Consider the following 23696-nt stretch of genomic DNA (forward strand, 5'->3'; position numbering starts at 1 on the left):
CTTCGTACATGGCTCTGAATACGTCCGCGGACGCCCCGCTGCCGGTCGGTCAGGTCTCGCGCCTCATCGGCGGGTGGATCGACCGGCTCGGCGCGGTGTGGGTGGAGGGACAGATCACGCAGATCTCGCGCAGGCCCGGCGCCGGGGTCGTCTTCCTGACGCTGCGTGACCCGTCGCACGACATCTCGGTGGGCGTGACGTGCTTCCGGCAGGTCTTCGACCCCATCGCGGACGTGGTGGCGGAGGGCGCGCGGGTCGTGGTACGCGCGAAGCCCGAGTGGTACGCGCCGCGCGGGCAGCTGTCGCTGCGGGCGACGGAGATAAAGCCGGTGGGCATCGGCGAACTGCTGGCGAGGCTGGAGCGGTTGAAGAAGTCGCTGGCGGGCGAGGGGCTGTTCGCGCTCGACCGCAAGCGGCCGCTGCCGTTTCTGCCGCAGCGCATCGGTCTGGTGACGGGCCGGGCGTCGGCGGCCGAGCGCGATGTCCTGGAGAACGCGCGCCGGCGCTGGCCGGCGGTCCGCTTCGAGGTGCGGAACGTGGCGGTGCAGGGCGTGAGCGCGGTGGCGCAGGTGGTCCAGGCGGTCAAGGAGCTGGACGAGCTGCCGGACGTCGACGTGATCATCGTGGCGCGGGGCGGTGGCAGCGTCGAGGATCTGCTGCCGTTCTCGGACGAGCAGCTCGTACGGACCGTGTTCGGGTGCCGTACGCCGGTCGTGTCGGCGATCGGGCACGAGCCGGACTCGCCGCTGCTCGACCTGGTGGCGGACCTGAGGGCGTCGACGCCGACGGACGCGGCGAAGAAGGTCGTGCCGGACGTCGGCGAGGAACTGGACCGCGTCCAGCTCCTGCGCGACCGGGCGCTGCGGACCGTACGGGGCCTGCTGGACCGCGAGGAGCGGGGGCTCGCGCACGCGCTGGCCAGGCCGGTGATGGAACGGCCGCACCGGATGGTGGAGGACCGCGAGGCGGAGGTCGACGCCCTGGTGGCGCGCAGCCGGCGCACGCTGGGGCATCTGCTGGACCGCGCTGACTCGGAGCTGTCGCACACCCGGGCGCGGGTGGTGGCGCTGTCCCCGGCGGCCACCCTGGAGCGCGGCTACGCGGTGCTGCAGCGGAACGACGGTGCGGTGGTCCGCTCACCGCAGGAGGTCACGGCCGGTGACGAGCTGCGGGCGCGGGTGGCGGAGGGCGAGTTCGCAGTGCGGGTCGCGGAGTGACACCGCCGCCGGTCGCGGCTTCGCCCGGCCGCGGTCTTTTCACAGCTCATACCTAAGGTGGATCACATGGCAGAGACGGACGAAGCAGCGACGACACTCGGGTACGAACAGGCGCGGGACGAGCTGATCGACGTCGTACGGCGCCTGGAAGCGGGCGGTACGACGCTGGAGGAGTCGCTCGCGCTCTGGGAGCGCGGCGAGGAGCTGGCGAAGGTCTGCCGACGGTGGCTGGACGGGGCCAGGGCCCGCCTGGACGCTTCGCTCGCCGAGGAGAGCTGACGGCGGGGCGGCGGGGGCCGTGCGGGTCGGGGCGGCGCGGGCCCCTGCGGCGCGGGGTACGAGTGCGTCCGCTGTGAGGCGGATCACTGCGCACCGGTTTTAGTTGAAACTTAACCTACTTTCGCTTACGGTGAGGTCACAGCCTGATCCCCCTGCACGTCCGGAAGGTAAGCCGCATGTCTCTCGCACTTGACCCCGCCGCCCAGGACCTCCTCTTCCGCGAGGCCCGCACCGCGAACACGTTCACCGACGAGCCGGTGACCGAGGAGCAGGTCCAGGCGATTTACGACCTGGTCAAGTTCGGCCCGACCGCGTTCAACCAGTCGCCGCTGCGCGTCGTCCTGGTCCGCTCCCCCGAGGCCCGCGAGCGCCTCGTCACGCACATGGCCGAGGGCAACCGGCCGAAGACCGCCGCCGCCCCGCTGGTCGCGATCCTCGCCGCCGACAACGAGTTCCACGAGGAGCTCCCGGCCCTGCTCCCGCACTTCCCGCAGGCCAAGGACATGTTCTTCTCGGAGCGCCCGGCCCGTGAGGCGGCGGCCGGCCTGAACGCCGCCCTTCAGGCCGCGTACTTCATCGTCGGCGTCCGCGCCGCCGGTCTGGCCGCGGGCCCGATGACCGGCTTCGACTTCGCCGGCATCCAGAAGGAGTTCCTGGACGACGACCACACCCCGCTGATGGTCGTCAACATCGGCAAGCCGGGCGAGGACGCGTGGTTCCCGCGCTCGCCGCGCCTGTCCTACGACGAGGTCATCACCACCGTCTGATCCTGCGACGCGACACCGCCACCGCCACCGCCTGATCACGTACGACGAAGCCGCCGCGACCCCGAGGGGTGCGGCGGCTTCGTCGTACGCGCATCACGTCATCAGGACTTCTTCGCTTCGAGCGCCTCGGCCATCTCCGTCAGCCGCTTCTGCGACGCCGTGCCCGTGATCACCGTCGTCGCGCCCTTTTCCTCGCGCACCAACGCGTCGTACTTCGGGCCCTCCCAGCGCTGCCAGCTCTCCCCGCCGACGCGCAGGGTCTTCCCGGTCTTCGTCGCCTTCTGGCTGACCTTGTGGACGAACTTCTCCGCGGGTCCGCTCGACTGCTCGACCGCGACGTACTCCCGCTCCGGATCGAGGAAGCCCAGATGCCAGGCGTCGCCGCCCTCCCGGTCGTACGAGACCGATGTCGGCCTCCAGGTCTCCGGGAGCCCCACCGGGGCCGCCACCGGGTACGGCGCCGCCCGCCGCGCCGTGATGAGCTCGACCCGGTAGTCGACCGGCTTGACCGGGTCAGCCGAGTCGTCGTGCGGGATCAGCGTGTAGATCCCCGCGACGACGACACCGATCGCCGCCATCGACAGCATCATGTCCCGGACCGTCTGCTTGCCTTTCATACCTGCCACGCCCCCCATCGTCCCCCATGCCGCACCGAGGCCCGCGCGAGGGGCATCTCATCCCGATATGCCGCTCATACGTGCCCCCCTCTGCTCATTTTGTCGACGTACCGATAGAGTCGGCACCACCCTCTACACTCCGGCCGTCGCCGTACAGAAAGGTGCGCTCCGATGACCGAGCACCATCTTCCGTCTCAGCTCGAGGTCTCGCCCGAGGCCCCCGACCGCAACCTGGCCCTGGAGCTCGTCCGGGTCACCGAGGCCGCCGCCATGGCCGCCGGGCGGTGGGTCGGCCGCGGCGACAAGATCGGCGCGGACGGCGCAGCGGTGAAGGCCATGCGGACCCTCGTCTCGACCGTATCGATGAACGGCATCGTCGTCATCGGTGAGGGCGAGAAGGACGAAGCCCCGATGCTCTTCAACGGGGAGCGCGTGGGCGACGGCACCGGCGCCGAGGTCGACATCGCCGTCGACCCGATCGACGGCACCACGCTCAACGCCAAGGGCATGCCGAACGCCATCGCCGTGCTCGCCGCCGCCGACCGCGGCACCATGTTCGACCCGTCCGCGGTCTTCTACATGGAGAAACTGGTCACCGGCCCCGAGGCCGCCGACTTCGTCGACATCAACGCCCCCGTCTCGGTCAACATCCGCCGGGTCGCCAAGGCCAAGCACTCGACGCCCGAAGACGTCACCGTGATGATCCTCGACCGCCCCCGTCACGAGGGCATCGTCAAGGAGATCCGCGAGACGGGCGCCCGTATCAAGTTCATCTCGGACGGTGACGTCGCGGGCTCGGTCATGGCGGTGCGCGAAGGCACCGGCGTCGACCTGCTCATGGGCATCGGCGGTACGCCCGAGGGCATCATCTCGGCCTGCGCGATTAAGTGCCTCGGCGGCACGATCCAGGGCAAGCTGTGGCCGAAGGACGAGGCCGAGCGTCAGAAGGCTCTCGACGCGGGTCACGACCTGGACCGCGTACTGCACACGAACGACCTGGTCAGCGGCGAGAACGTGTTCTTCGTCGCCACCGGCATCACGGACGGCGAGCTGCTGCGCGGCGTCCGCTACCGCTCGGAGACCGCCACCACGCAGTCGCTGGTGATGCGCTCCAAGTCGGGCACGATCCGCCAGATCGACTCGACACACCGCCTCTCGAAGCTGCGCGCCTACAGCGCCATCGACTTCGACCGCGCGAAGTAGAGACAGCGGCGGCCCCAGGGGCCACGCGACGGCGTCCCTCGTACGAGGGGCGCCGTCGTCGTACCCACATGCCTCCGTCACACCCGCACGGCGAGCAGATACAGACGCGTGATCTGTACCTCGTTGAGGTTGTCGTCGGAGACGAGATAGAGGGGCCGCCAGCCCTTCCGTTTCCCCGTGGTCCACGGCTCACCGAGCGCCATTCCTTCCGCGTTCTGGAGCAGCGGGTTGACCTGGTGGCCGCCCTTCGTCGCCACCCGCCCCGGATCGCCGGGCGGGCACTCGGCGAGGTCGAAGAGCTTTTCGCTCCGTACGAACTCGTCGGCCGGCCTGCGGTACAGCACCTGCTCCCCCGTCACGTCCTGCGCGCCCGTGAGCGACAGCCGTTGAACGCGGACCGCGTTGCCGATCCCGACGGCGTACTGCCGCTCCAGCGCCAGCAGCTGGTCCGCACCGACCGCCACCAGTTCGGTCAGGTAGAGCCCGTCCGCGGCCCGGTAGGCGTATTGCCGGTCCGGTACGTACGTGCCGCCCGGCGTGCCCTTGTAGCGCTGGATGCGCAGCAGGTTGCGGCCGCGTGCGTCGCCGTCCTGGGACAGGGACGCTTCCATTCCGGCGTACAGATGCCGGCCGTCGGGGGAGAGCGCGAGCGCCTCGATGGTCCGGCCGGTCTGGGCGCCGCCGACGGGCCAGGGTTTGAACTCCTTCGGCACGGGCAGGTCGGCGCCGATCTGGCGGCCGGTCGCCAGGTCGAATCTGCGGATGGCGGGGCCCGTCTCGGCCGCGACGAGGATCGTACGGCCGCTTTTTTCGACGACCAGAGCCTCCGCGTCGATCCAGGCGGGCAGTTCGCGGCCGGGCGCGGGGCGCAGGGTGGTGGCGGTCTGCGCCGAGGGTTCCAGAGTGTCGGCGCTGCCGGAGCGGCCGAGCCGGAGCGGGAACACCCGGTTGAATTCGTTGTCGGCGAGTGCGAGCGCCTCGCCGTTCCCGCCGGGGAGGAGCGCGAGGCCCGAGAGGCCCGCCAGCTTCTCGCCGTCGGCCTCCTGCTTGTTCAGCACGTCGGAGTGGTCGAGCAGGAAGGCTCCCGGAGCGCACTGCCCGGTCGCCAGGACCGGCTCGCGGGTGTGCTCCTGCCACCAGTCGACCGCCGGCATCGCGGCGAACCCGATCCCGAGCCCGAGCGCCCCGGCGACGACGGCCCACGGCCAGCGCCGCCCGCGCGGCGCGGGGACGAGGGGATCGGGCGCCAGCAGCGGCGGCAGTACGGCGAGATTGCGGACGAACTCCAGGTCACCGACGCCGTTCTGGCTCTCGTCCTGGGGCTCTTGCGGGGTGGGCAGATCGTCCCGCCTGACGACCCGGTCCCTGACCTCCCGGAAGACGGCGTGCAGCCCGAGCATCTCCGGCCCGTCCGGGACGCCTTTGCGCAGTACGTCGACGAGCTCCCCCGTGAAGGCGCTGCACTCGTCCGGGTCGGGCGCGTGGGACGGGCGGTCGTGGGTCGCGGAGGTCATCACGTACGAGCCCTTGACGTCCCGCAGTGTCTTCACCGCCGCCCGCACCCCGAGGTCCGCGGCCACGGTCCCGGTCGGTGACATCTGGAGCACCTTGCCGCTGAAGCAGCAGTCGAGGATCAGCACCCGGCGCATCGCGGCGCCGTTGTCCTTCATCGCGCGGCGCACATAGCCCGCGTCCACGCAGGTCTCCGGCTTGTCCTCACTGGAGCCGGGGAGGGTGAGGCAGAGCCTGCTGTCGTCCCGGTCGAGCAGGCCGTGGCCCGCGTAGTAGACCAGGAGGGTGTCCATGGCCTGCTGGGCCGCGACCCTGATCGGGTCGCAGATGTCGGCGGACGTCCTCGGGTTCGAGACGGTCACGATCCGGTCTTCGGGTACGCCCCAGACCGACCGATCGGTGAGCGCCGCGCGCAGCTCGATGAGGTTGTGGCGGACGCTGCGCAGTGGGGCGAGGCCCTTGCCGCCGGGGTACTTGTCGACACCGATCAGCACACAGGCGGAGCGGGCCGGGTCGATCCGCTGCGACCCGCCGTCGGGTAACGGTGTGGGGCCCGCGGGACGGGCGGCGGCCGTCACGGGAGGTGCCTGCGGGGGCGCGGCGCAGTGCCGTCCGGGGAGCCGGGGTTGACTGCCGCTGGAGGCTCGGGGGCGACCACTGCTGCGGGCTCGGGGGCGGCCGGTACGGGAGCCTCAGGGACGGCCGCTGCCGATGGCTCGGGGGCGACCGGCGCTGATGGCTCAGGATCCGGTTCGGGCTCCGGCGGGGTCTGTCCGTGCGCGCGCATGATCTCCGCGATCCGCTCGGAGTCCGCGCCGAAGACATTGATCGTGATCGCGCTGCGCGGCCTGCGCGCCCGCCGCCACGCGTCGAACGACAGCGGCAACTGAGCCGCCGCGACAGCCGTGGACACCAGCGCGGCCACGGCTTCCGCGTCGATTCCCATCCGCCCCCGCACAGCGGCACCTTCCGCGACCTTGTCGATGCGCGCGTGACCGCGCAGCGACAGGTCGTCCGAAAGCCACCTGTACAGAGACCGCAGATCCTCGTCACGATCCGGGCCCTCGGCCAGCTCGAATTTGATCTCCGTACCGTCCATGCGGTCCACGCGACTCCCCGTGCGCTCGGCCCCGTACAAGGTGGCGTGCGTCACACACACCCCGCCCGATATTGGCACAACTGGCATGAAGGATCCGCCGGTTGCGCCAGGAACGAAGGAGGGCGAAGGGGAGCGGGCGGGGGAGGGTCAGCCCGCGGCGGCGATCCGGCTGCCGGGCGAGGAGGCCTTCAGTTCCACCTCCCGCCGCCTGCGCCTGGCCAGCACCACCCGGCGCTCCGCAGCGGTCAGGCCGCCCCAGACGCCGTACGGCTCGGGCTGGAGCAGTGCGTGCTCCCGGCACTCGACCATCACGGGGCATCGCGCGCAGACGCGCTTCGCGGCCTCTTCCCGCGCCAGCCTCGCGGCCGTCGGCTCCTTTGACGGGGCAAAGAACAGCCCGGCTTCGTCCCGGCGGCACACCGCCTCCGTGTGCCAGGGGCCGGCCTGATCCCGGGCCGGCGCACGCTGCGACGGAACGGCGGCGACCTGCAGGGACTGATGCGGCGGAAGCGGCACGGTCTACTCCTGACGACGGCTTCGGGAGCGAGCAGCGATGCAGCACTCCCTACCCGCTGTGCGCACGCCTATGCACAGGGTTTCGAACCGTCTCGGCTCGCGTCAGTGTCCGAGGTGTTTGCGCATGCGACCGCGCAGGTCCGCGACGCGCTTTCCGCGCTTGGGTTTCGCCTCGATGTTGCCGAGCACCGAGTAGCCGTTGACCACCACGACCGGCGCCTCGGGGTCGTCGGCTTCGAGGGTGTCGACCTCGAAGTTGCCGAAGATCCCGGTTCCGCCGCCGCGCAGCGTGATGTTCTCGGGGACGCGCACTTCGACGTGGCCGAAGATCGAGGTCGCGTTGATCACCGTCAGCCGCTGGCCGAACAGCGCCTCGGTGAGGTCGATCTCGACGCTGCCGAAGAGCGCGAAGGCGTTCGTCCTGCCGCCGATCCGCCAACGGCCCTTGCGCGTCGAGCCGCTGAAGACGGCGACCACGTTCTCCGCCACGGCCGGCACCGAGGGATCGACCGGGTCGTACGCCGCCGAGGCCGGCTCGCGCCGGGCTCCGCCGCCGGGGGCGGGCAAGTCCTGGACCAGCGGCTCCAGTTCGGCGACGGTCTTGGCGCGGTAGACGGAGTCGATGCGGTCGGCGTGCTCCTCGGCGGTCAGCCTGCCCTCGACCATGGCCTCGCGCAGGATGTCCGCGATCCGGTCGCGGTCCGCGTCCGACGCGCGGAGGGCCGGCTCCCGCGGAGCAGGCTCGGCGGGCACCGCGGGGGCGTTCGGCTGCGGCTGCGGCTGCTGGGGGTGCTTCTCGGCGTCCACCGTCCCAGCGTACCCAAACGCGATAGATCGCGACTAGTGCGTACGTCCGCCAACTGAGCCTTACCTCACAGACCCGGCGCTCCGCCGGAGTCTTACGCTGGTGGACGGGCTGCGCCAATGGAGGCCAGTTGCCGTCTGCCGAGTGAGGAATGGCCGTAATGCCAGAGTTTGCGTACTCCGATCTGCTCCCCCTGGGAGAGGACACCACGCCGTATCGCCTGGTGGCCGCCGAGGGTGTCTCCACCTTCGAGGCCGACGGCCGTACGTTCCTCAAGGTCGAGCCCGAGGCGCTGCGCACCCTGGCCGCCGAGGCCATGCACGACATCTCGCACTACCTGCGGCCCGCCCACCTCGCCCAGCTGCGCCGGATCATCGACGACCCCGAGGCGTCCTCGAACGACAAGTTCGTGGCACTGGACCTGCTGAAGAACGCGAACATCGCGGCTGCGGGCGTCCTGCCGATGTGCCAGGACACCGGCACGGCGATCGTCATGGGCAAGCGCGGCCAGAACGTCCTCACGGAGGGCCGGGACGAGGAAGCCCTCTCGCACGGCATCTTCGACGCCTACACCAAGCTCAACCTGCGCTACTCGCAGATGGCCCCGCTGAACATGTGGGAGGAGAAGAACACCGGCTCGAACCTGCCCGCGCAGATCGAGCTGTACGCGACCGACGGCGGCGCGTACAAGTTCCTCTTCATGGCAAAGGGCGGCGGCTCCGCCAACAAGTCCTTCCTCTACCAGGAGACGAAGGCGGTCCTCAACGAGACCTCCATGATGAAGTTCCTGGAGGAGAAGATCCGCTCGCTGGGTACGGCCGCCTGCCCGCCGTACCACCTGGCGATTGTCGTCGGCGGCACGAGCGCCGAGTTCGCGCTCAAGACCGCGAAGTACGCCTCCGCGCACTACCTGGACGAGCTGCCGGGCGAGGGCTCGCCGACCGGCCACGGCTTCCGGGACAAGGAGCTTGAGGAGAAGGTCTTCGAGCTGACGCAGAAGATCGGCATCGGCGCGCAGTTCGGCGGCAAGTACTTCTGCCACGACGTGCGCGTGGTGCGCCTGCCGCGCCACGGCGCCTCGCTGCCCGTCGCGATCGCCGTGTCCTGCTCGGCGGACCGCCAGGCCGTCGCGAAGATCACCGCCGAGGGCGTCTTCCTGGAGCAGTTGGAGAAGGACCCGGCGCGGTTCCTGCCGGACACGACGGACGAGCATCTGGACGAGGCGGGGGATGTCGTACGCATCGACCTGAACCGGCCGATGGACGAGGTCCTCGCGGAACTCACCAAGTACCCCGTGAAGACCCGCCTCTCCCTCACCGGTCCGCTCGTCGTCGCCCGCGACATCGCGCACGCCAAGATCAAGGAGCGGCTGGACGCGGGCGAGGAGATGCCGCAGTACCTGAAGGACCACCCGGTGTACTACGCCGGGCCCGCGAAGACGCCCGAGGGTTACGCGTCCGGCTCCTTCGGCCCGACGACGGCCGGCCGCATGGACTCCTACGTCGAGCAGTTCCAGGCGGCGGGCGGCTCGAAGGTCATGCTGGCCAAGGGCAACCGCTCGAAGCAGGTCACGGACGCGTGCGGTACGTACGGCGGCTTCTACCTGGGCTCGATCGGCGGCCCGGCGGCGCGTCTCGCGCAGGACTGCATCAAGAAGGTCGAGGTCGTGGAGTACGAGGAGCTCGGCATGGAGGCGGTCTGGCGGATCGAGGTGGAGGACTTCCCGGCGTTCATCGTGGTCGACGACAAGGGCAACGACTTCTTCACCGAGCCCGCCCCGGCCCCGACGTTCACCTCGATCCCGGTCCGGGGTCCCGGCCTGGCCTGAGTCTTCGGTTCGCAGCCGCCCCCGACCGCGCATCGCGGTAGGGGGCGGTTCTGTTTTCGCCCCTACCCCCCCGTGCGCTCTACTTCTGTAGAGTCGACCCTCTACAGAAGTAGAGTCCGGGCAGAGAGGTCCCTCCATGAGCACGCTCGCCGACCGGTTCGTCCCTCATCCGCACTTCGCCTCGGCGCACGAGACCGTCGTCCGGGCCCCGGCCGAGGCCGTGTGGGCGGCCATCCAGGAGTTCGACAGGACCGGCGGATTCAAGAACGTCCGGGCGGTACGGGCGCTGGTCGCCGTGCGCCGGACCCTCGGCCGGCTCCGCAACCGGGCCGGTTCGTACGACGACATGCCCACCCTGTCCGTGCCGCTCGCCGAGGCCCCGCCTTGCGAAGTGGTGCACGGCATCGTGGGTCAGTGGTGGACGATGGGAGGCGCCGCGAACCGTGCGGACGTCGTCGGCGCCGAGGCGTTCCTGGCGTTCGACGAACCGAACCACGCGAAGGCGGTGTTCGCCCTGCGGCTCGCGGAGTCACCGGACGGCCGGAGCACCAAGGTCGTCACCGAGACCCGCGTCGTGTGCACCGATCCCGCGGCGCGGCGGGCGATGGGGCGCTACTGGCTGCTGATCCGTCCGTTCAGCGGCCTCACCCGGAGGCTGATGCTCGGGGAGCTGCGGAAGCGGGCGGCAGCGTGAGCAGGAGCCCACGGGTGGCGGCCCTGCTGGATGCCGCCGTCTCGGTCATCGCCGCCGAGGGTCTGCGCGGCCTCACCCACCGGGCGGTCGACGCCCGCGCGAACGTGCCGGTGGGCTCGACGAGTTACTACTTCCGCACGCGGGAGAAGCTGCTCACCGGCGTGGTCGCACTCATCGCCGAGGAGGAACTGGCCGACATCGCACAGGCCGAAGTGGCCGAGGAGTTCGCGTCCGCCCCGCCGGTCCGGCAGGTGGCCGACCGGTTCGCGGGCGTACTGGCCCACTGGCTCGGCCCGGAGCGAGAGCGCACCCGGGCCCGGCTGGAGATCCTGCTGACCGCCGGCCGCCCCGACGACGAGACCGGCACCGAACTGCGGCGCGCCAGGGAACGCTTCGTCGAGCAGGCGCGTCTGCTGGCGGCCGGGCTCGGCAGCCGGAACCCCGTGGAGGGCGGGCGGATCGTCGTGGCGTTCGCCGAGGGGCTCACGTACGACGGGGTGGTGCGGCCGGGACCCGACACCACCGACCGGGCCACCCTGCGGCGGGCACTGGAAACCGTCCTCACCGCCCTGGCCGCACCGCAGGGAGCGGGAGCGGAAGAGGGCGGGTGAGGCGGCGGGCTGCCGCGCGTGCGCCATGCGCGTGCGGAGCCCCGGCTCTCCGGGGCCCCGCACGTCGCACTTCGCGCCCGTCAGGCATCAGGCGTCAGGCGAAGCGCTGGTTCGCCGCTCCCGTGCAGGGCTGGAGCCGCAGTGGGTCCTTGGCCGCCGCGAGGGTGACGCACAGGCCCGTCGCCGCCGCCGGGCGGATCGTGGAGCCGTCCCGTACGAACTGCTGGTTCGCCGCGCCCGAGCAGTTCCAGAGGACCAGTCCCGCACCCGCCTGGTACTTGGCGCCGGGTACGTCGAGGCACCGGTCATGAGTCAGTTCCGTACGGACCGACTTCTGGGCGGTGTCGTACCACCAGCCCTGGTTCCGGCCGCCGTGGCAGTCCCAGCCGCCCACCGCCGTCCCGTTGCGCGTCGTCGATCCCGGTACGTCGGCGCACGTCCCCGTCCCCGCGTTCCTCAGCGGCTTGTACGCGTCGTCCCACGCCCCCGCGAACAGCACGGGCTTTCCCGTACTCGCCGGGTCCGCACAGCTCGCCTCCCGCAGCGAGGAGTTGTAGACCTGGGTCAGGCAGGACGCGAAGGCCGCGTGGCCGCGGATGTTCGGGTGGAAGGACTGGCGGACCGAGTTCTCGTCCGGCGTGCCGGGCTTGGAGAGGTCGATGTAGAGGCCGCGCGCCCACGGGTCCTCCATGCAGACCTCGTGGCCGTGGAAGAGGCGGGAGTTGTCGAGATAGACGGAAGCCGTGTTCGCCGCCGCCCTGCGCATCCCCCGCTCGAAGGCCGAGACCGCGGTGTTGCGGCCCCAGGTCGCGTCGGAGTCGTACCCCACACAGCCGCCGGGGATCTTGCCCGGGAAGTCCGGGTTGTCCTTGAAGTCGGGGCCGATGGGGCTCGGGTAGCCCATCACGACCATCTTGTAGTCGCCGTCGGCGTACCCGGCGCCGCGCATGACGGTCCGCAGGTCACGGACGGTCTGCTCGACCTTGGGCACGAGTGCGTCGACCCGCCCCTGCCAGCCGGGCGCGTACTTGGGCTCGCAGGGCCCCTGGATCGTCAGCCAGCGCGTGACGCAGTCCGTCATCACCGGGCCGAACTGGAGGTCGTCGTTGGCGCCGGCGACCAGCAGGACCATCTTGATGCGGGTGTTGCGGGCCTTGACGGCCAGGTTGTCGCTCTGGACCAGCTCGTCGGCGTACTGCTTGCTTCCGCCGATCCTGATGTTTCCGGTGTACGCGCCCGAGCAGGAGACGTTGTACGTGACGTCGGCCGGGATGCCGGTGCGGTGGATCGCGGCGTCCGGCGAGCGGTGGCACCAGTTGTCGGGGCCGTTGGTGCCGGGTTCGTACGTGCCGACGCCCTCGCCGGAGATCTCGCTGTCGCCGAGCGAGATCAGCCCGGTCTTCCGCTGGTCCATCGGCCGCTCGGCCGGGTCGCCGTAGAGCTTGGTGGCCTCGGCGGCGCGGACGGCCTCCAGTTCGGCAGGCAGGGGGGTGGAAGCGGATGCCGCCTTTTCGGCGGCGGTGGCGGGGGCCGTCGCCACCAGGCCGCCGCCCATGGCCGCCGCGAGTGCGGCGGCGGCCGCGACCGTAGAGCGAAGTCTGAGCCGTGTGCGCTGCATTGCGCCTCCCCGGTTTGTTGTTTCCCCCGGTATTTACTGGCGGGTAGGCGACTTGGGAATACGCAGAACAAGACAAGTGCTCAACTTTTCTGAGGAGGCACGTGATCATGACGACCGAAGACCACCAGGACGGCTACCGCGTCGAGCACGACTCGATGGGTGAGGTACGCGTACCGGCCCACGCCAAGTGGCGCGCCCAGACCCAGCGGGCCGTGCAGAACTTCCCCGTCTCCGGGCAGCGCCTGGAGCGCGCCCACATCGAGGCCCTCGCCCGCATCAAGGCGGCTGCCGCCCTGGTCAACGCCGAACTCGGCGTACTCGACAAGGACATCGCACAGGCGGTGCGGGACGCGGCCGAAGAGGTCGCACAGGGGCGCTGGGACGAGCACTTCCCGGTGGACGTCTTCCAGACCGGCTCCGGCACCTCCTCCAACATGAACATGAACGAGGTCGTCGCGACGCTCGCCACCGAGCGCCTGGGCAGCCCGGTCCACCCCAACGACCATGTCAATGCCTCCCAGTCGTCCAACGACGTGTTTCCGTCGTCCATCCACATCGCGGCGACCGCCGCCGTGACGGCCGATCTCATCCCCGCCCTCGACCACCTCGCGGCCGCCCTGGAGCGCAAGTCGGCCGAGTTCGCGGACGTCGTCAAGTCCGGGCGTACGCACCTGATGGACGCCACTCCGGTCACCCTGGGCCAGGAGTTCGGCGGCTACGCGGCGGCCGTGCGGTACGGCGTCGAGCGTCTGCGGGCCTCCCTGCCGCGCCTGGCGGAACTCCCCCTCGGCGGTACGGCGGTGGGCACCGGCATCAACACCCCGCCGGGCTTCTCGGCCGCCGTCATCGCCGAGGTCGCCCGCTCCACCGGTCTGCCGCTCACAGAGGCGCGCGACCACTTCGAGGCGCAGGGCGCGCGGGACGGACTCGTCGAGACGTCCGGTCAGCTCCGTACGATCGCCGTCTCCCTCACCAAGATCTCCAACGACCTGCGCTGGATGGCCTCCGGACCGCGTACCGGATTGGCCGAGATCAGCCTTCCCGACCTCCAGCCGGGCTCGTCGATCATGCCCGGCAAGGTGAATCCGGTCATTCCCGAGGCCGTGCTGATGGTCGCGGCACAGGTGATGGGGAACGACGCCACGGTCGCCGCGGCCGGCGCGGCGGGCAACTTCGAGCTCAACGTCATGCTTCCGGTGATGGCCAAGAACCTGCTGGAGTCGGTGCGGCTGCTCGCCAACGCCTCCCGGCTGCTGGCCGACCGTACGATCGACGGCATCACCGCCAACGTCGAACGCGCCCGCGAGTACGCCGAGTCGTCGCCTTCGGTCGTCACGCCGCTCAACAAGTACATCGGCTACGAAGAGGCCGCGAAGGTCGTCAAGAAGTCCCTCGCCGAGCGCCGCACCATCCGCGAAGTCGTCCTGGAGTCCGGGTACGTAGAACGCGGCGACCTCACCGAGCAGCAGCTCGACGAGGCACTGGACGTGCTGCGTATGACGCACCCGTGACCTGGGTCGCGGCAACCGGCGGACCGTACTCCTAAGATCTGCTCATGACAGATACGGCAGGCGGTGCGGGCGGGGCGCGTTGGGCGCCGGGGGACCACATCCTCTGGCGCTACCGCGGCAATGCCTCGGACCGGATCCACATCTGCCGCCCCGTCACGGTCGTCCGCGACACCGACGAACTGCTCGCGGTGTGGATGGCGCCCGGCACCCAGTGCGTACGGCCCGTGCTCGCGGACGGTACGCCCGTGCACGAGGAACCGCTCGCCACCCGGTACACGGCGCCGCGGACCACCACCACCTCACGGTGGTGGGGCACCGGCGTGCTGAAGCTGGCCCGGCCGGGCGACCCCTGGTCGGTGTGGCTGTTCTGGGATCGGGGCTGGCGGTTCAAGAACTGGTACGTGAACCTGGAGGAGCCGCGCACCCGATGGGCCGGCGGCGTCGACTCCGAGGACCACTTCCTCGACATCGCCGTGCACCCGGACCGAGCCTGGTGCTGGCTCGACGAGGACGAGTTCGAGCAGGCCCGCCGGGTGGGACTGCTGACCGACGAGCAGGCCGGGCGGGTACGGGACGCGGGGCGCGCGGCGGTCGGCCTGATCACCGCGTGGGGCGCGCCGTTCCGCGACGGGTGGGAGAACTGGCGGCCGGATCCGAGGTGGGCCGTTCCCCGGTTGCCCGATGACTGGGACCGCACTCCTGTTCACATCGCTCCATGAGACCCTTGAAACGCCCCCATGGGTCAAACGTAGGATCGCCTTCCGCAACACTGAGCGCACTGATCACATTGAGCTCTCTGGCAACTGGCGGACTCGGAGTTAGAGCTGACCGTATGTGTCACCACAGGGGGTGGGAGCCGTGCCGGAGAGCGAATCTGCCGAGTTCAGGGCCCACCGTCCTGTCGAGGCCGCCCGCAGAGCGGGTATATCGCCCCACACAGCGATTGCATCGCACAAGCTCCCCGGACGGACGGAACCCCACGCGTGACGGAGCACCAGTCCACCTCGCACGAAGGCCGGCAGCCCCTGGTTGCCCGGCCGCACGAGCGCACCCGGCCGCGGCAGGAGGAGGCGCCCCCAACGGTGCCCAGCCCCGCGCCCGCTCCTGTGCCGGCCGGCGGCGGGTCTGCGGAACCGGCCGCGGCGGCCAGGAGCGAAGGTGACCGGCTGCGGTTCGTGGGAGCGGCGACGCGGCGGATCGCGCGCGGCATCGACCTCGACGAGATCGTCCTCGGCCTGTGCCGGGCGTCCGTGCCGACCTTCACCGACGCGATCCTCGTCTATCTGCGCGACCCCCTCCCCGTCGGCGACGAGCGTCCCGCCGTACCGTTCATGCTGCGCCTGCGCCGCACCGACCGGCTGCGCTTAGCGGACGACGGGGCCGAGGAGATCGACCTCCAGGTCGAGCCGCTGCCCGCCCCGCAGCTTTGCGAGGTACGCAGCGGAGGCGCTCTCGCCGAAGTACTCAGAGGCGTACGCCCGGTGTTCGGCGACTCCTCGTCCGCGCGGGCAGCACTGTCCGAGCTGCTCGGCGAGGCCATGGGCCTGCCCGACGGGCGCCGCGCGATCCTCGCGCCGCTGCGCGGCAGGCGCCGCGTGATCGGCGCCGCCGTGCTCCTGCGCCGCCCGGAGCGGCCCGCCTTCGAGGCCAACGACCTGCTGGTCGCCGCCCAGTTGGCCACACACACCGCGCTCGGCATCGACAAGGCCGTGCTGTACGGGCGCGAGGCGTACATCGCCGACGAGCTCCAGCGCACCATGCTGCCCGACTCGCTCCCGCAGCCGACCGGCGTCAAACTGGCCTCCCGGTACCTGCCGGCCGCCGAGACGGCCCGTGTCGGCGGCGACTGGTACGACGCGATCCCCCTGCCCGGCAGCCGCGTCGCGCTGGTCGTCGGCGACGTCATGGGCCACTCCATGACGTCCGCCGCGATCATGGGCCAGCTTCGGACGACGGCGCAGACCCTCGCCGGTCTCGACCTGCCGCCGCAGGAGGTCCTGCACCACCTCGACGAGCAGGCGCAGCGGCTCGGCTCCGACCGCATGGCGACCTGCCTGTACTGCGTGTACGACCCGGTCTCGCACCGCATCACCATCGCCAACGCGGGCCACCCGCCGCCCGTACTGCTGCACCTGGGCGGCCGCGCGGAGGTGCTGCGGGTGCCGCCGGGCGCGCCCATCGGCGTCGGCGGGGTCGACTTCGAGGCGGTCGAGCTGGACGCCCCGGCGGGCGCCACGCTGCTGCTGTACACGGACGGCCTGGTCGAGTCGCGGCTGCGGGACGTGTGGACGGGCATCGAGCAGTTGCGGGAGCGGCTCGCCGCCACCGCGCAGCTTACGGGGCCCGACCATTCGCCGCCGCTGGAGGCCCTGTGCGACGACGTACTGGACATGCTCGGGCCCGGTGACCGGGACGACGACATCGCGCTGCTCGCCGCCCGCTTCGACGGGATCGCGCCGAGCGATGTCGCGTACTGGTTCCTGGAGCCGGAGGAGCAGGCGCCCGGCCGGGCCCGCCGCCTGGCGCGGCGGGCACTGGCCCGCTGGGATCTTGAGGAGCTGAGCGACTCGGTGGAGCTGCTGGTCAGCGAGGTGGTGACGAACGCCGTGCGGTACGCCGAGCGGCCCGTGACGCTGCGGTTGCTGCGTACGGACGTACTGCGCTGCGAGGTCGGCGACGATTCGCCGCAGTTGCCGAGGCAGCGGCGGGCGCGGGACACGGACGAGGGCGGGCGCGGGCTGTTCCTGGTGAACCGGCTGGCGAGACGGTGGGGCGCTACGCGGCTGTCGTCCGGCAAGGTGGTCTGGTTCGAGCTGGCCACGCGCCCGTAGCCGATCTGTACGTACGACTGCGGCGGGCACCCCAGGGGGTGCCCGCCGCAGTCGTGTGTTTCTGCCGGTGTCCGTCAGAGGCGAGACGGTTCTGCCGGTGTCTGTCAGGGGCGACGCGGCACGAAGGCGCCGTCGGAGCCACGGTCCGTACCGCCGTCGGCTCCTCCGTCCGCGCCGCCGTCGGAGCCGCCGTCCGAGCCGCCGCCGGAGCCTCCGTCCGCCCCGCCGTCGGAGCCGGCGGTGTCACCGCCCGGGTCCGGCGGGCCGATCGTGATGGGCGGCGGCGACGTCGGGGGCGTGGTGGACGGCGATGTCGGGGGCGTCGTGGACGGCGACGTCGGAGGCGTGGTGGACGGCGACGTCGGAGGCTTGCTCGGGGTCGTCGGGGACTTGCTCGGGGTGTTGGTCGGATCGGGTGTCTTGGTCGGCGGGGGCACGAAGGCGTCGTCCGGGTCGATCTCCAGGTCGAAGTCGGCGTCGGAGCCGCCGCCGAGGGCGCCCAGGGTGTAATCCGCCCAGATGCCGGCGGGGAAGCCGCCGCCGCTGGCGCGGCCGGCGTTGGCCGTACCGGTCAGGGAGACCTGCCTGCCGCCGTCGGGGGACTCGCCGAACAGGGCTACGGCGGTGGACAGTTCGGGGGTATAACCCACGAACCAGGCGGACCGGTTCTTCTCCGAGGTGCCGGTCTTGCCCGCCGCGTTGTAGTTCGGGCTGAAGGCCCGGACGCCCGTACCGCTGTTCACCACTCCGGTGAGCACCTTGGTCACGCTGTCCGCCGTCGAGCGGTCGATGACCTGCTCTGCCGTCGGCTCGGGCATCTCGACCCGGCCGCCCGGGCGGTCCTTGTGCTCGGCGGACTTCACGATGGTCGGCGTGACCTTCTTGCCGTGGTTGTCGAGCGTCGCGTAGACACTCGCCATGTCCATCGTGCTGGCGCCCATCACACCGAGGGACATGGCGGGACGCTCGTCGAAGCCGCCCTTGTCCTCCATGCCCATGTCGAGCGCGGTCTCCTTCACGCGTGGCGCCCCGACGTCCACGAGCATCTGCGCGAAGACGGAGTTGACCGACTTGTTCATGGCCTGCTGCACGGTGATGGGCCCGTAGCTCTTGCCCAGGTCGTTCTGCGGGGCGAAGGGGGTGGCGCTGCCCACGACGGGGCGCTTGCTCGTGCCGTCGTAGATCGTGCTGGGCGTGATGGGCGCGTCTTCCTGCGTCTTGGAGTTGCTTTCCAGGGCGGCGGCGAGGACGACGGGCTTGAAGGTCGAGGCCGGCTGGTAGTCGGAGCGGGTGGCGTTGGAGTAGTAGTGCTTGGTGTAGTCCACGCCGCCGTACATCGCGACAACCTTGCCGGTCTTCGGGTCGACCGAGGTCGCGCCGGCCTGGAGGGTCGCGTCCACCTTGTTCTTCTTGCGGTCGAGTTTGGACTCCAGCTGCCGTTCGACCGCCCGCTCCAGGGCCTTCTGGCGCTTCTGGTCGATGTTGAGCGTGATCGTCCAGCCGCCCGCGTCGAACTCGGCCTCGCTGACGCCCTGCTTCTTCAGCTCGGCCTTCGCGGCGTCGACCATGTAGCCGATCTGGCCCTCCATACCGGCGGCGCCCTTGGGGTTCTGCGGTATGTCGAACTTCATGGCGTCGCGCCGGGTCTGGTCCAGCTCGTTCATCTCGATCATGTTGTCGAGTACGTAGTTCCAGCGCTCCTTGACCAGCTTCTTGCTGGTGGGGCTCGCCACCGCCCAGTCGTACTGGCTGGGGGCCTGGAGGAGCGCCGCGAGGTACGCGCCCTGCTCGACGGTCAGCTTCCCGGCGTCGACGCCGTAGTACGCCTGGGCCGCGGCCTGGATGCCGTACGCGCCGCGTCCGAAGTAGCTGGTGTTGAGATACCCGGCCAGGATCTCGGACTTGCTCTGCTTCCGGTCCACCTTGATGGAGATCACAAGCTCCCTGAGCTTGCGGGAGACCGTCTGGTCCTGGGTCAGGTAGTAGTTCTTGACGTACTGCTGGGTGATGGTCGAGCCACCCTGCTTGCCCTTGCCGGTGACGGTGTTGAGCAGGCCACGGGCGGTGCCCTTGAAGTCGACGCCGGAGTCCTTGTAGAAGTTCTGGTTCTCGGCGGCGACGAAGGCGGTCTGGACGTCCTTGGGGATCTTGGCGAGCGGGAGTATCTCACGGTTGAGCTTGCCGGACCGGGCCATGATCTTGCCGTTGCTGTACTTGTAGACGTTGCTCTGCAGCTTGGCCTCGGCGTTGGCCGCCGGTACGGGCACCCATATGTACAGCGCCACGAAGACGCCCATGAGGAGCAGGCAAAGCCCGAAGAAGGTGCCCAGCATCTTCTTCCAGGTGAAGAAGCGGCGTATGCCACCCGTCTTCTTCGCCCGGCGCGCACCGCGCTGCCGGTTCTGTCGCGCTTCTGCTCGGCCCATTACTCCGTAACTCCGCTCATCGAGCCCCCGGATGTCAGCTCAGAAAGCTAACACCGCACCTGCGGACAAAGGACTGCCGATCGGGTCTTTTCCGTACGTGACAATCAGCACCTGTCTCTCTGGAACCGACTCATGGGAGGGCTCCAGGGTTGCGAAAGTCCTCGCACAGGTTTACGGTCCTCGAAAAAGTGATATCACTTTGATAGACCACGACGACCGTACGAAACCGTACGAGACCAGTACGGGACCAGTACGGGACCAGCACCGAACCGGGGGCCCACATGTCCACACCCAGCACGTCCGCACCCAGCACGTCCGCGCCCACCGACCTGCCCGACATGCCCGCGCCACGGGTGCGCAAGAGGGCCGCGCACAGCATCGGCGGCGGCCTCGCGCTGCTGCTCGGCCTGCTGGGTCTGCTGGCCGGGGCGGGCCTCGTCGCCACCGGCGCCCCCTTGGCGTCGACCGGCCCGAAGGTGGCACTGATCGTCACGGGTGTCGTGATCGCCTTCGCGGCGTTCCTCGCGATGTGCGGTCTGAACATGGTGGCGCCGGGCGAGGCCCGTGTCGTCCAGCTCTTCGGGCGCTACCGCGGCACCATCCGCACCGACGGACTGCGCTGGGTCAACCCGCTGACCACACGCTCGAAGATCTCGACCCGGATCAGGAACCACGAGACCGCGGTCCTCAAGGTCAACGACGCCTATGGCAATCCGATCGAGCTCGCGGCGGTCGTGGTGTGGAAGGTGGAGGACACGGCGCAGGCGATGTTCGAGGTGGACGACTTCCTGGAGTTCGTCGCCACCCAGACGGAGGCCGCCGTGCGCCACATCGCGATCGAGTACCCGTACGACGCGCACGACGAGGACGGCCTGTCCCTGCGCGGCAACGCCGAGGAGATCACCGAGAAGCTCGCGGTCGAGCTGCACGCGCGGGTCGAGGCGGCCGGCGTCCACATCATCGAGTCCCGCTTCACGCACCTGGCGTACGCACCCGAGATCGCCTCGGCGATGCTTCAGCGGCAGCAGGCGGGGGCGGTCGTGGCGGCGCGCAAGCTGATCGTCGAGGGTGCGGTGGGGATGGTCGAGATGGCCCTCAACCGGATCACCGAGCACGACATCGTCGAGCTCGACTCCGAGCGCCGGGCGGCGATGGTCAGCAACCTGATGGTGGTGCTGTGCGGCGACCGGGCGGCGCAGCCGGTCCTGAACACCGGCACGCTCTACCAGTGACGGACGAGCCCGCGCAGCGGAAGCAGCCGCAGCAGCAGCGCAAACAGGTCCTGCTGCGGCTGGACCCGGCGGTGTACGAGGCGCTGGCCCGGTGGGCGGCGGACGAGCTGCGCAGCGCGAACTCGCAGATCGAGTTCGTACTCCGCCGCGCCCTGGCAGAGGCGGGCCGCCTCCCCGGCACCGCCGGCCCGATCCCCCGCCGGGGCCGCCCGCCGAAGCCACCGGCCCCGGAAAGCCCCGACCCGGAACCCCCGCCGGCGACGTAGGGGGTGCGGCGGAACCCTGCGGGGCTTTTTCCCCACCCCGCCCCTTCCCGAACTGGGGCAGGCCCCACACCCCGAACGGCCCGGACTTCCCCCCACCGCCCCCCGAACCCCGCCACCCCAAGCCGGCCCGCCCCCACCTCAACGCCTCACCCCGCACCACTTAGCCCTCCGGCACCTGAGGAGCGGGGTTGGGGGCGGAGCCCCGGCAGCCCCCCCGGCCACCCCCGAGCCCACCCGGCGCTTGAGGAGCGGGCGGAGCCCCAGCAACCCCCGGCCGCCCCAGCCGTCCGGTGCTTGAGGACCGGGGTCCGGGGCGGAGCCCTGGCAACCCCCGGCCACCCCCAGCCCGTCCGGCGCTTGAGGACCGGGGCCGGGGTGGAACCCCGGTTCGGGGTGGGGGAGGCCGCCGCAGGGGGGTCGCGCCGCTATGCATGTGCGGTATACCTGCTGCGTATAGTGCGCCGCATGTCAATCGGCCATATCCTCCTCGGGCTCCTCGAGACCGGACCTCGTCACGGTTACGACCTCAAGCGCGCCTTCGACGACAAGTTCGGCCACGACCGCCCACTCCACTACGGGCAGGTCTACTCGACCATGGCCCGGCTCCTCAAGGCCGGGCTCGTCGAAGTCGCCGGGGTGGAGTCCGAAGGCGGCCCCGAGCGCAAGCGCTACGCCATCACCGACGCCGGTGTCACCGACCTCGAACAGTGGCTCGACCGGGCCGAGAAGCCCGAGCCGTATCTCCAGTCCACGCTCTACACCAAGGTCGTCCTCGCGCTCCTCACCGGCCGCAGCGCCACCCGCCTCCTCGACATCCAGCGCACCGAGCACATGCGCATGATGCTCGCCCTCACCGACCGCAAGCGCCGAAGCAACGTCGCCGACCAACTCGTCTGCGAGCACACGCTTTTCCACCTCGAAGCGGACCTGCGCTGGCTGGAACTCGTCGCCGTACGCCTCGACAAGCTGGCCGCAGAGCTACGCCCCTGACTCAGCCCCCGCCCGCCACCACCCGCACCGGCAACCGCCTCATCGCCTCCCGCAGCGCCTGCGCGAACGTTTCGAACTCGCTCTGGCGCGCCGCGCCCGTCCGCATCGCCAGTGCGACGCGGCGCGACGGCGCCGGGTCGGCGAAGTAGCCCGTCACCAGCTGGTCGTTGCGGTCTGTCTCCACCCGCACCGCCGTGCGCGGCAGCAGCGTTACGCCGAGGCCGCCCGCCACCAGCTGCACCAGCGTCGAGAGGCCCGCCGCCGTCGTCGTGACCGGCGCGCCCTCCGTACGGCCCGCCTCCCGGCAGATGTCGAGCGCCTGGTCCCGCAGGCAGTGCCCCTCGTCGAGCAGCAGCAGATGCAGCTCCTTGAGCGCGTCGCGCGGAATGTCCTCGCGCCCGCCCAGCCAGTGCTCCCGCGGTGTCACCAGCACGAAGTCCTCGTCGAAGAGGGGGAGTTCGGTCACCCCCGGCACGCCGAGCGGGACGGCCAGCAGGAGCAGGTCCAGGCGGCCCGCCGCCAAACCCTCCAGCAGCGACGACGTCTGCTCCTCGTGGACCTGAAGGTCCAGTTCCGGATACCGCTCGTGGACGAGCATGAGCACCGTCGGCAGCAGGTACGGCGCCACCGTCGGGATCACCCCGAGCCTGAGCACCCCGGTGAAGGGCGCCCGTACCGCCTCCGCCTCCTCCATCAGCTCGCCCACCGCGTCCAGCACGGCCCTCGCCCGCACCGCGAGCCGCTCCCCCGCCGGGGACAGCAGCACCTTGCGCGTCGTACGCTCGACGAGTTGCACCCCCAGCGCGTCCTCCAGCGCCGAGACCGCCCCCGACAGCGCCGGCTGGCTCATGCCGATCGCGGCGGCCGCGTCCCTGAAGTGCAGGTACTCCGCCACGGCGACGAACGCCCGCAGCTGCGCCAGGCTGGGCTGCTTGGCCCGGACACCGCTGACGCCCCCGGCACCGCTTCCATTACCACTGGGCACTGATAACCACCTCCGATCGGATCAAGCCAGTCTAGCTATTTCTTCTATCAATGCTTCCTGTGTCACTGTGGGGATCCGTCCAAGCCCCAGGAAACTCCCGAAACGGGATTTCCCTCTCTGCAAGGAGCGCGCGTGCTCACTGTTGGTGACCAGTTCCCCACGTACGACCTCACTGCCTGTGTCTCCCTGGAGACCGGCAAGGAGTTCGAGCAGATCAACCACAAGTCCTACGAGGGCAAGTGGCGCGTCGTCTTCGCGTGGCCCAAGGACTTCACCTTCGTCTGCCCCACCGAGATCGCCGCCTTCGGCAAGCTGAACGACGAGTTCGCCGACCGCGACGCGCAGATCCTCGGCTTCTCCGGTGACTCCGAGTTCGTGCACCACGCCTGGCGCAAGGACCACCCGGACCTGACCGACCTGCCGTTCCCGATGCTGGCCGACTCGAAGCACGAGCTCATGCGTGACCTCGGCATCGAGGGCGAGGACGGCTTCGCGCAGCGCGCCGTCTTCATCGTCGACCCGAACAACGAGATCCAGTTCACGATGGTGACCGCCGGTTCCGTGGGCCGTAACCCGAAGGAGGTCCTCCGGGTCCTCGACGCGCTCCAGACCGACGAGCTGTGCCCGTGCAACTGGACCAAGGGCGAGAACACCCTCGACCCGGTCGCGCTCCTGGCCGGTGAGTGACC

General features: G+C 70.5%; 22 protein-coding genes. 14 read left to right on the forward strand and 8 right to left on the reverse strand.

Annotation, left to right across the window (positions count from 1 at the left end; translation table 11 throughout):
• The first annotated feature begins 8 nt into the window (after window positions 1-8).
• From xseA to G412_RS0116600, 3 genes are all read left to right on the forward strand, one after another.
• Window positions 9-1217 (forward strand): exodeoxyribonuclease VII large subunit, encoded by a 1209-nt coding sequence (xseA, locus tag G412_RS0116590; RefSeq protein ID WP_028813068.1) that lies wholly within the window; start codon window positions 9-11, stop codon window positions 1215-1217.
• A 66-nt stretch (window positions 1218-1283) separates the two neighbouring features.
• Window positions 1284-1496 carry an exodeoxyribonuclease VII small subunit gene (locus G412_RS0116595; RefSeq protein WP_028813069.1) on the forward strand — a complete coding sequence of 71 codons (213 nt, stop codon included), beginning with the start codon at window positions 1284-1286 and terminating at the stop codon, window positions 1494-1496.
• Window positions 1497-1672: 176 nt separating this feature from the next.
• The gene (locus G412_RS0116600; protein ID WP_028813070.1) at window positions 1673-2263 is read left to right on the forward strand and encodes a malonic semialdehyde reductase; all 591 of its coding nucleotides are present in this window, start codon (window positions 1673-1675) and stop codon (window positions 2261-2263) included.
• A 101-nt stretch (window positions 2264-2364) separates the two neighbouring features.
• Here G412_RS0116600 and G412_RS0116605 read toward each other — a convergent pair whose 3' ends face one another.
• On the reverse strand, window positions 2365-2880 hold the full coding sequence (locus tag G412_RS0116605; RefSeq protein ID WP_208857898.1) for a DUF4245 domain-containing protein: 516 nt from the start codon (window positions 2878-2880) through the stop codon (window positions 2365-2367).
• A 171-nt stretch (window positions 2881-3051) separates the two neighbouring features.
• Here G412_RS0116605 and glpX point away from each other — a divergent pair, with 171 nt between their 5' ends.
• A complete protein-coding gene (gene glpX / locus G412_RS0116610; protein WP_028813072.1) occupies window positions 3052-4083 on the forward strand; it encodes a class II fructose-bisphosphatase in 1032 nt (343 codons plus the stop codon).
• Window positions 4084-4160: 77 nt separating this feature from the next.
• On the opposite strand, the gene G412_RS0116615 is transcribed toward glpX, so the two are convergent.
• The 4 genes from G412_RS0116615 to G412_RS0116635 form a co-directional block, all read right to left on the reverse strand.
• Window positions 4161-6173, reverse strand: coding sequence for a caspase, EACC1-associated type (locus G412_RS0116615; RefSeq protein WP_028813073.1), 2013 nt, complete (start codon window positions 6171-6173; stop codon window positions 4161-4163).
• Window positions 6170-6694 (reverse strand): effector-associated constant component EACC1, encoded by a 525-nt coding sequence (locus G412_RS34760; protein ID WP_244283059.1) that lies wholly within the window; start codon window positions 6692-6694, stop codon window positions 6170-6172. Before G412_RS34760 ends, G412_RS0116615 begins: the two co-directional genes overlap by 4 nt.
• Window positions 6695-6841: 147 nt before the next feature.
• Window positions 6842-7210, reverse strand: a complete 369-nt coding sequence (locus tag G412_RS0116630) for a WhiB family transcriptional regulator (RefSeq protein ID WP_028813074.1) — start codon at window positions 7208-7210, stop codon at window positions 6842-6844.
• Window positions 7211-7312: 102 nt separating this feature from the next.
• On the reverse strand, window positions 7313-8017 hold the full coding sequence (locus G412_RS0116635) for a DUF1707 SHOCT-like domain-containing protein (protein ID WP_028813075.1): 705 nt from the start codon (window positions 8015-8017) through the stop codon (window positions 7313-7315).
• Between the two features lie 158 nt (window positions 8018-8175).
• Between G412_RS0116635 and G412_RS0116640 the strand changes: the two genes are divergently transcribed.
• The 3 genes from G412_RS0116640 (at window position 8176) to G412_RS40180 (ending at window position 11148) form a co-directional block, all read left to right on the forward strand.
• Entirely contained in the window at window positions 8176-9843 is a 1668-nt protein-coding gene (locus tag G412_RS0116640; RefSeq protein WP_028813076.1) for a fumarate hydratase, read from the forward strand.
• A gap of 136 nt (window positions 9844-9979) precedes the next feature.
• The gene (locus G412_RS40175) at window positions 9980-10537 is read left to right on the forward strand and encodes a hypothetical protein (RefSeq protein WP_051338413.1); all 558 of its coding nucleotides are present in this window, start codon (window positions 9980-9982) and stop codon (window positions 10535-10537) included.
• Complete coding sequence (locus G412_RS40180) at window positions 10534-11148, forward strand: TetR/AcrR family transcriptional regulator (RefSeq protein ID WP_028813077.1); 615 nt, start codon at window positions 10534-10536, stop codon at window positions 11146-11148. The genes G412_RS40175 and G412_RS40180 overlap by 4 nt, the downstream gene beginning before the upstream one ends.
• Window positions 11149-11242: 94 nt before the next feature.
• Here G412_RS40180 and G412_RS0116655 read toward each other — a convergent pair whose 3' ends face one another.
• The gene (locus tag G412_RS0116655; RefSeq protein ID WP_028813078.1) at window positions 11243-12766 is read right to left on the reverse strand and encodes a ricin-type beta-trefoil lectin domain protein; all 1524 of its coding nucleotides are present in this window, start codon (window positions 12764-12766) and stop codon (window positions 11243-11245) included.
• Between the two features lie 107 nt (window positions 12767-12873).
• Between G412_RS0116655 and G412_RS0116660 the strand changes: the two genes are divergently transcribed.
• The 3 genes from G412_RS0116660 (at window position 12874) to G412_RS0116670 (ending at window position 17108) form a co-directional block, all read left to right on the forward strand.
• A complete protein-coding gene (locus G412_RS0116660; RefSeq protein ID WP_028813079.1) occupies window positions 12874-14277 on the forward strand; it encodes a class II fumarate hydratase in 1404 nt (467 codons plus the stop codon).
• A gap of 44 nt (window positions 14278-14321) precedes the next feature.
• Window positions 14322-14996, forward strand: a complete 675-nt coding sequence (fomD, locus tag G412_RS0116665; RefSeq protein ID WP_028813080.1) for a cytidylyl-2-hydroxypropylphosphonate hydrolase — start codon at window positions 14322-14324, stop codon at window positions 14994-14996.
• 264 nt (window positions 14997-15260) lie between these two features.
• A complete protein-coding gene (locus G412_RS0116670; protein WP_028813081.1) occupies window positions 15261-17108 on the forward strand; it encodes an ATP-binding SpoIIE family protein phosphatase in 1848 nt (615 codons plus the stop codon).
• Between the two features lie 104 nt (window positions 17109-17212).
• Here G412_RS0116670 and G412_RS34770 read toward each other — a convergent pair whose 3' ends face one another.
• The gene (locus G412_RS34770; protein ID WP_078607061.1) at window positions 17213-19534 is read right to left on the reverse strand and encodes a transglycosylase domain-containing protein; all 2322 of its coding nucleotides are present in this window, start codon (window positions 19532-19534) and stop codon (window positions 17213-17215) included.
• Window positions 19535-19815: 281 nt separating this feature from the next.
• On the opposite strand from G412_RS34770, the gene G412_RS0116680 reads away from it, so the two are divergent.
• The 3 genes from G412_RS0116680 to G412_RS0116690 all read left to right on the forward strand — a co-directional run bounded on the left by G412_RS0116680 (window position 19816) and on the right by G412_RS0116690 (window position 22022).
• Window positions 19816-20766, forward strand: coding sequence for an SPFH domain-containing protein (locus G412_RS0116680; protein ID WP_028813082.1), 951 nt, complete (start codon window positions 19816-19818; stop codon window positions 20764-20766).
• On the forward strand, window positions 20763-21032 hold the full coding sequence (locus G412_RS0116685; protein WP_028813083.1) for a type II toxin-antitoxin system antitoxin: 270 nt from the start codon (window positions 20763-20765) through the stop codon (window positions 21030-21032). Before G412_RS0116680 ends, G412_RS0116685 begins: the two co-directional genes overlap by 4 nt.
• Before the next feature lie 465 nt (window positions 21033-21497).
• A complete protein-coding gene (locus G412_RS0116690) occupies window positions 21498-22022 on the forward strand; it encodes a PadR family transcriptional regulator (RefSeq protein WP_028813084.1) in 525 nt (174 codons plus the stop codon).
• Window position 22023: 1 nt separating this feature from the next.
• On the opposite strand, the gene G412_RS0116695 is transcribed toward G412_RS0116690, so the two are convergent.
• Window positions 22024-23007 carry a hydrogen peroxide-inducible genes activator gene (locus G412_RS0116695; protein WP_078607063.1) on the reverse strand — a complete coding sequence of 328 codons (984 nt, stop codon included), beginning with the start codon at window positions 23005-23007 and terminating at the stop codon, window positions 22024-22026.
• 132 nt (window positions 23008-23139) lie between these two features.
• Here G412_RS0116695 and G412_RS0116700 point away from each other — a divergent pair, with 132 nt between their 5' ends.
• Complete coding sequence (locus tag G412_RS0116700; RefSeq protein WP_028813086.1) at window positions 23140-23694, forward strand: peroxiredoxin; 555 nt, start codon at window positions 23140-23142, stop codon at window positions 23692-23694.
• The last annotated feature ends 2 nt before the right edge of the window (window positions 23695-23696 follow it).

The sequence above is a fragment of the Streptomyces flavidovirens DSM 40150 genome, from assembly GCF_000429085.1.
Classification (GTDB): domain Bacteria; phylum Actinomycetota; class Actinomycetes; order Streptomycetales; family Streptomycetaceae; genus Streptomyces; species Streptomyces flavidovirens.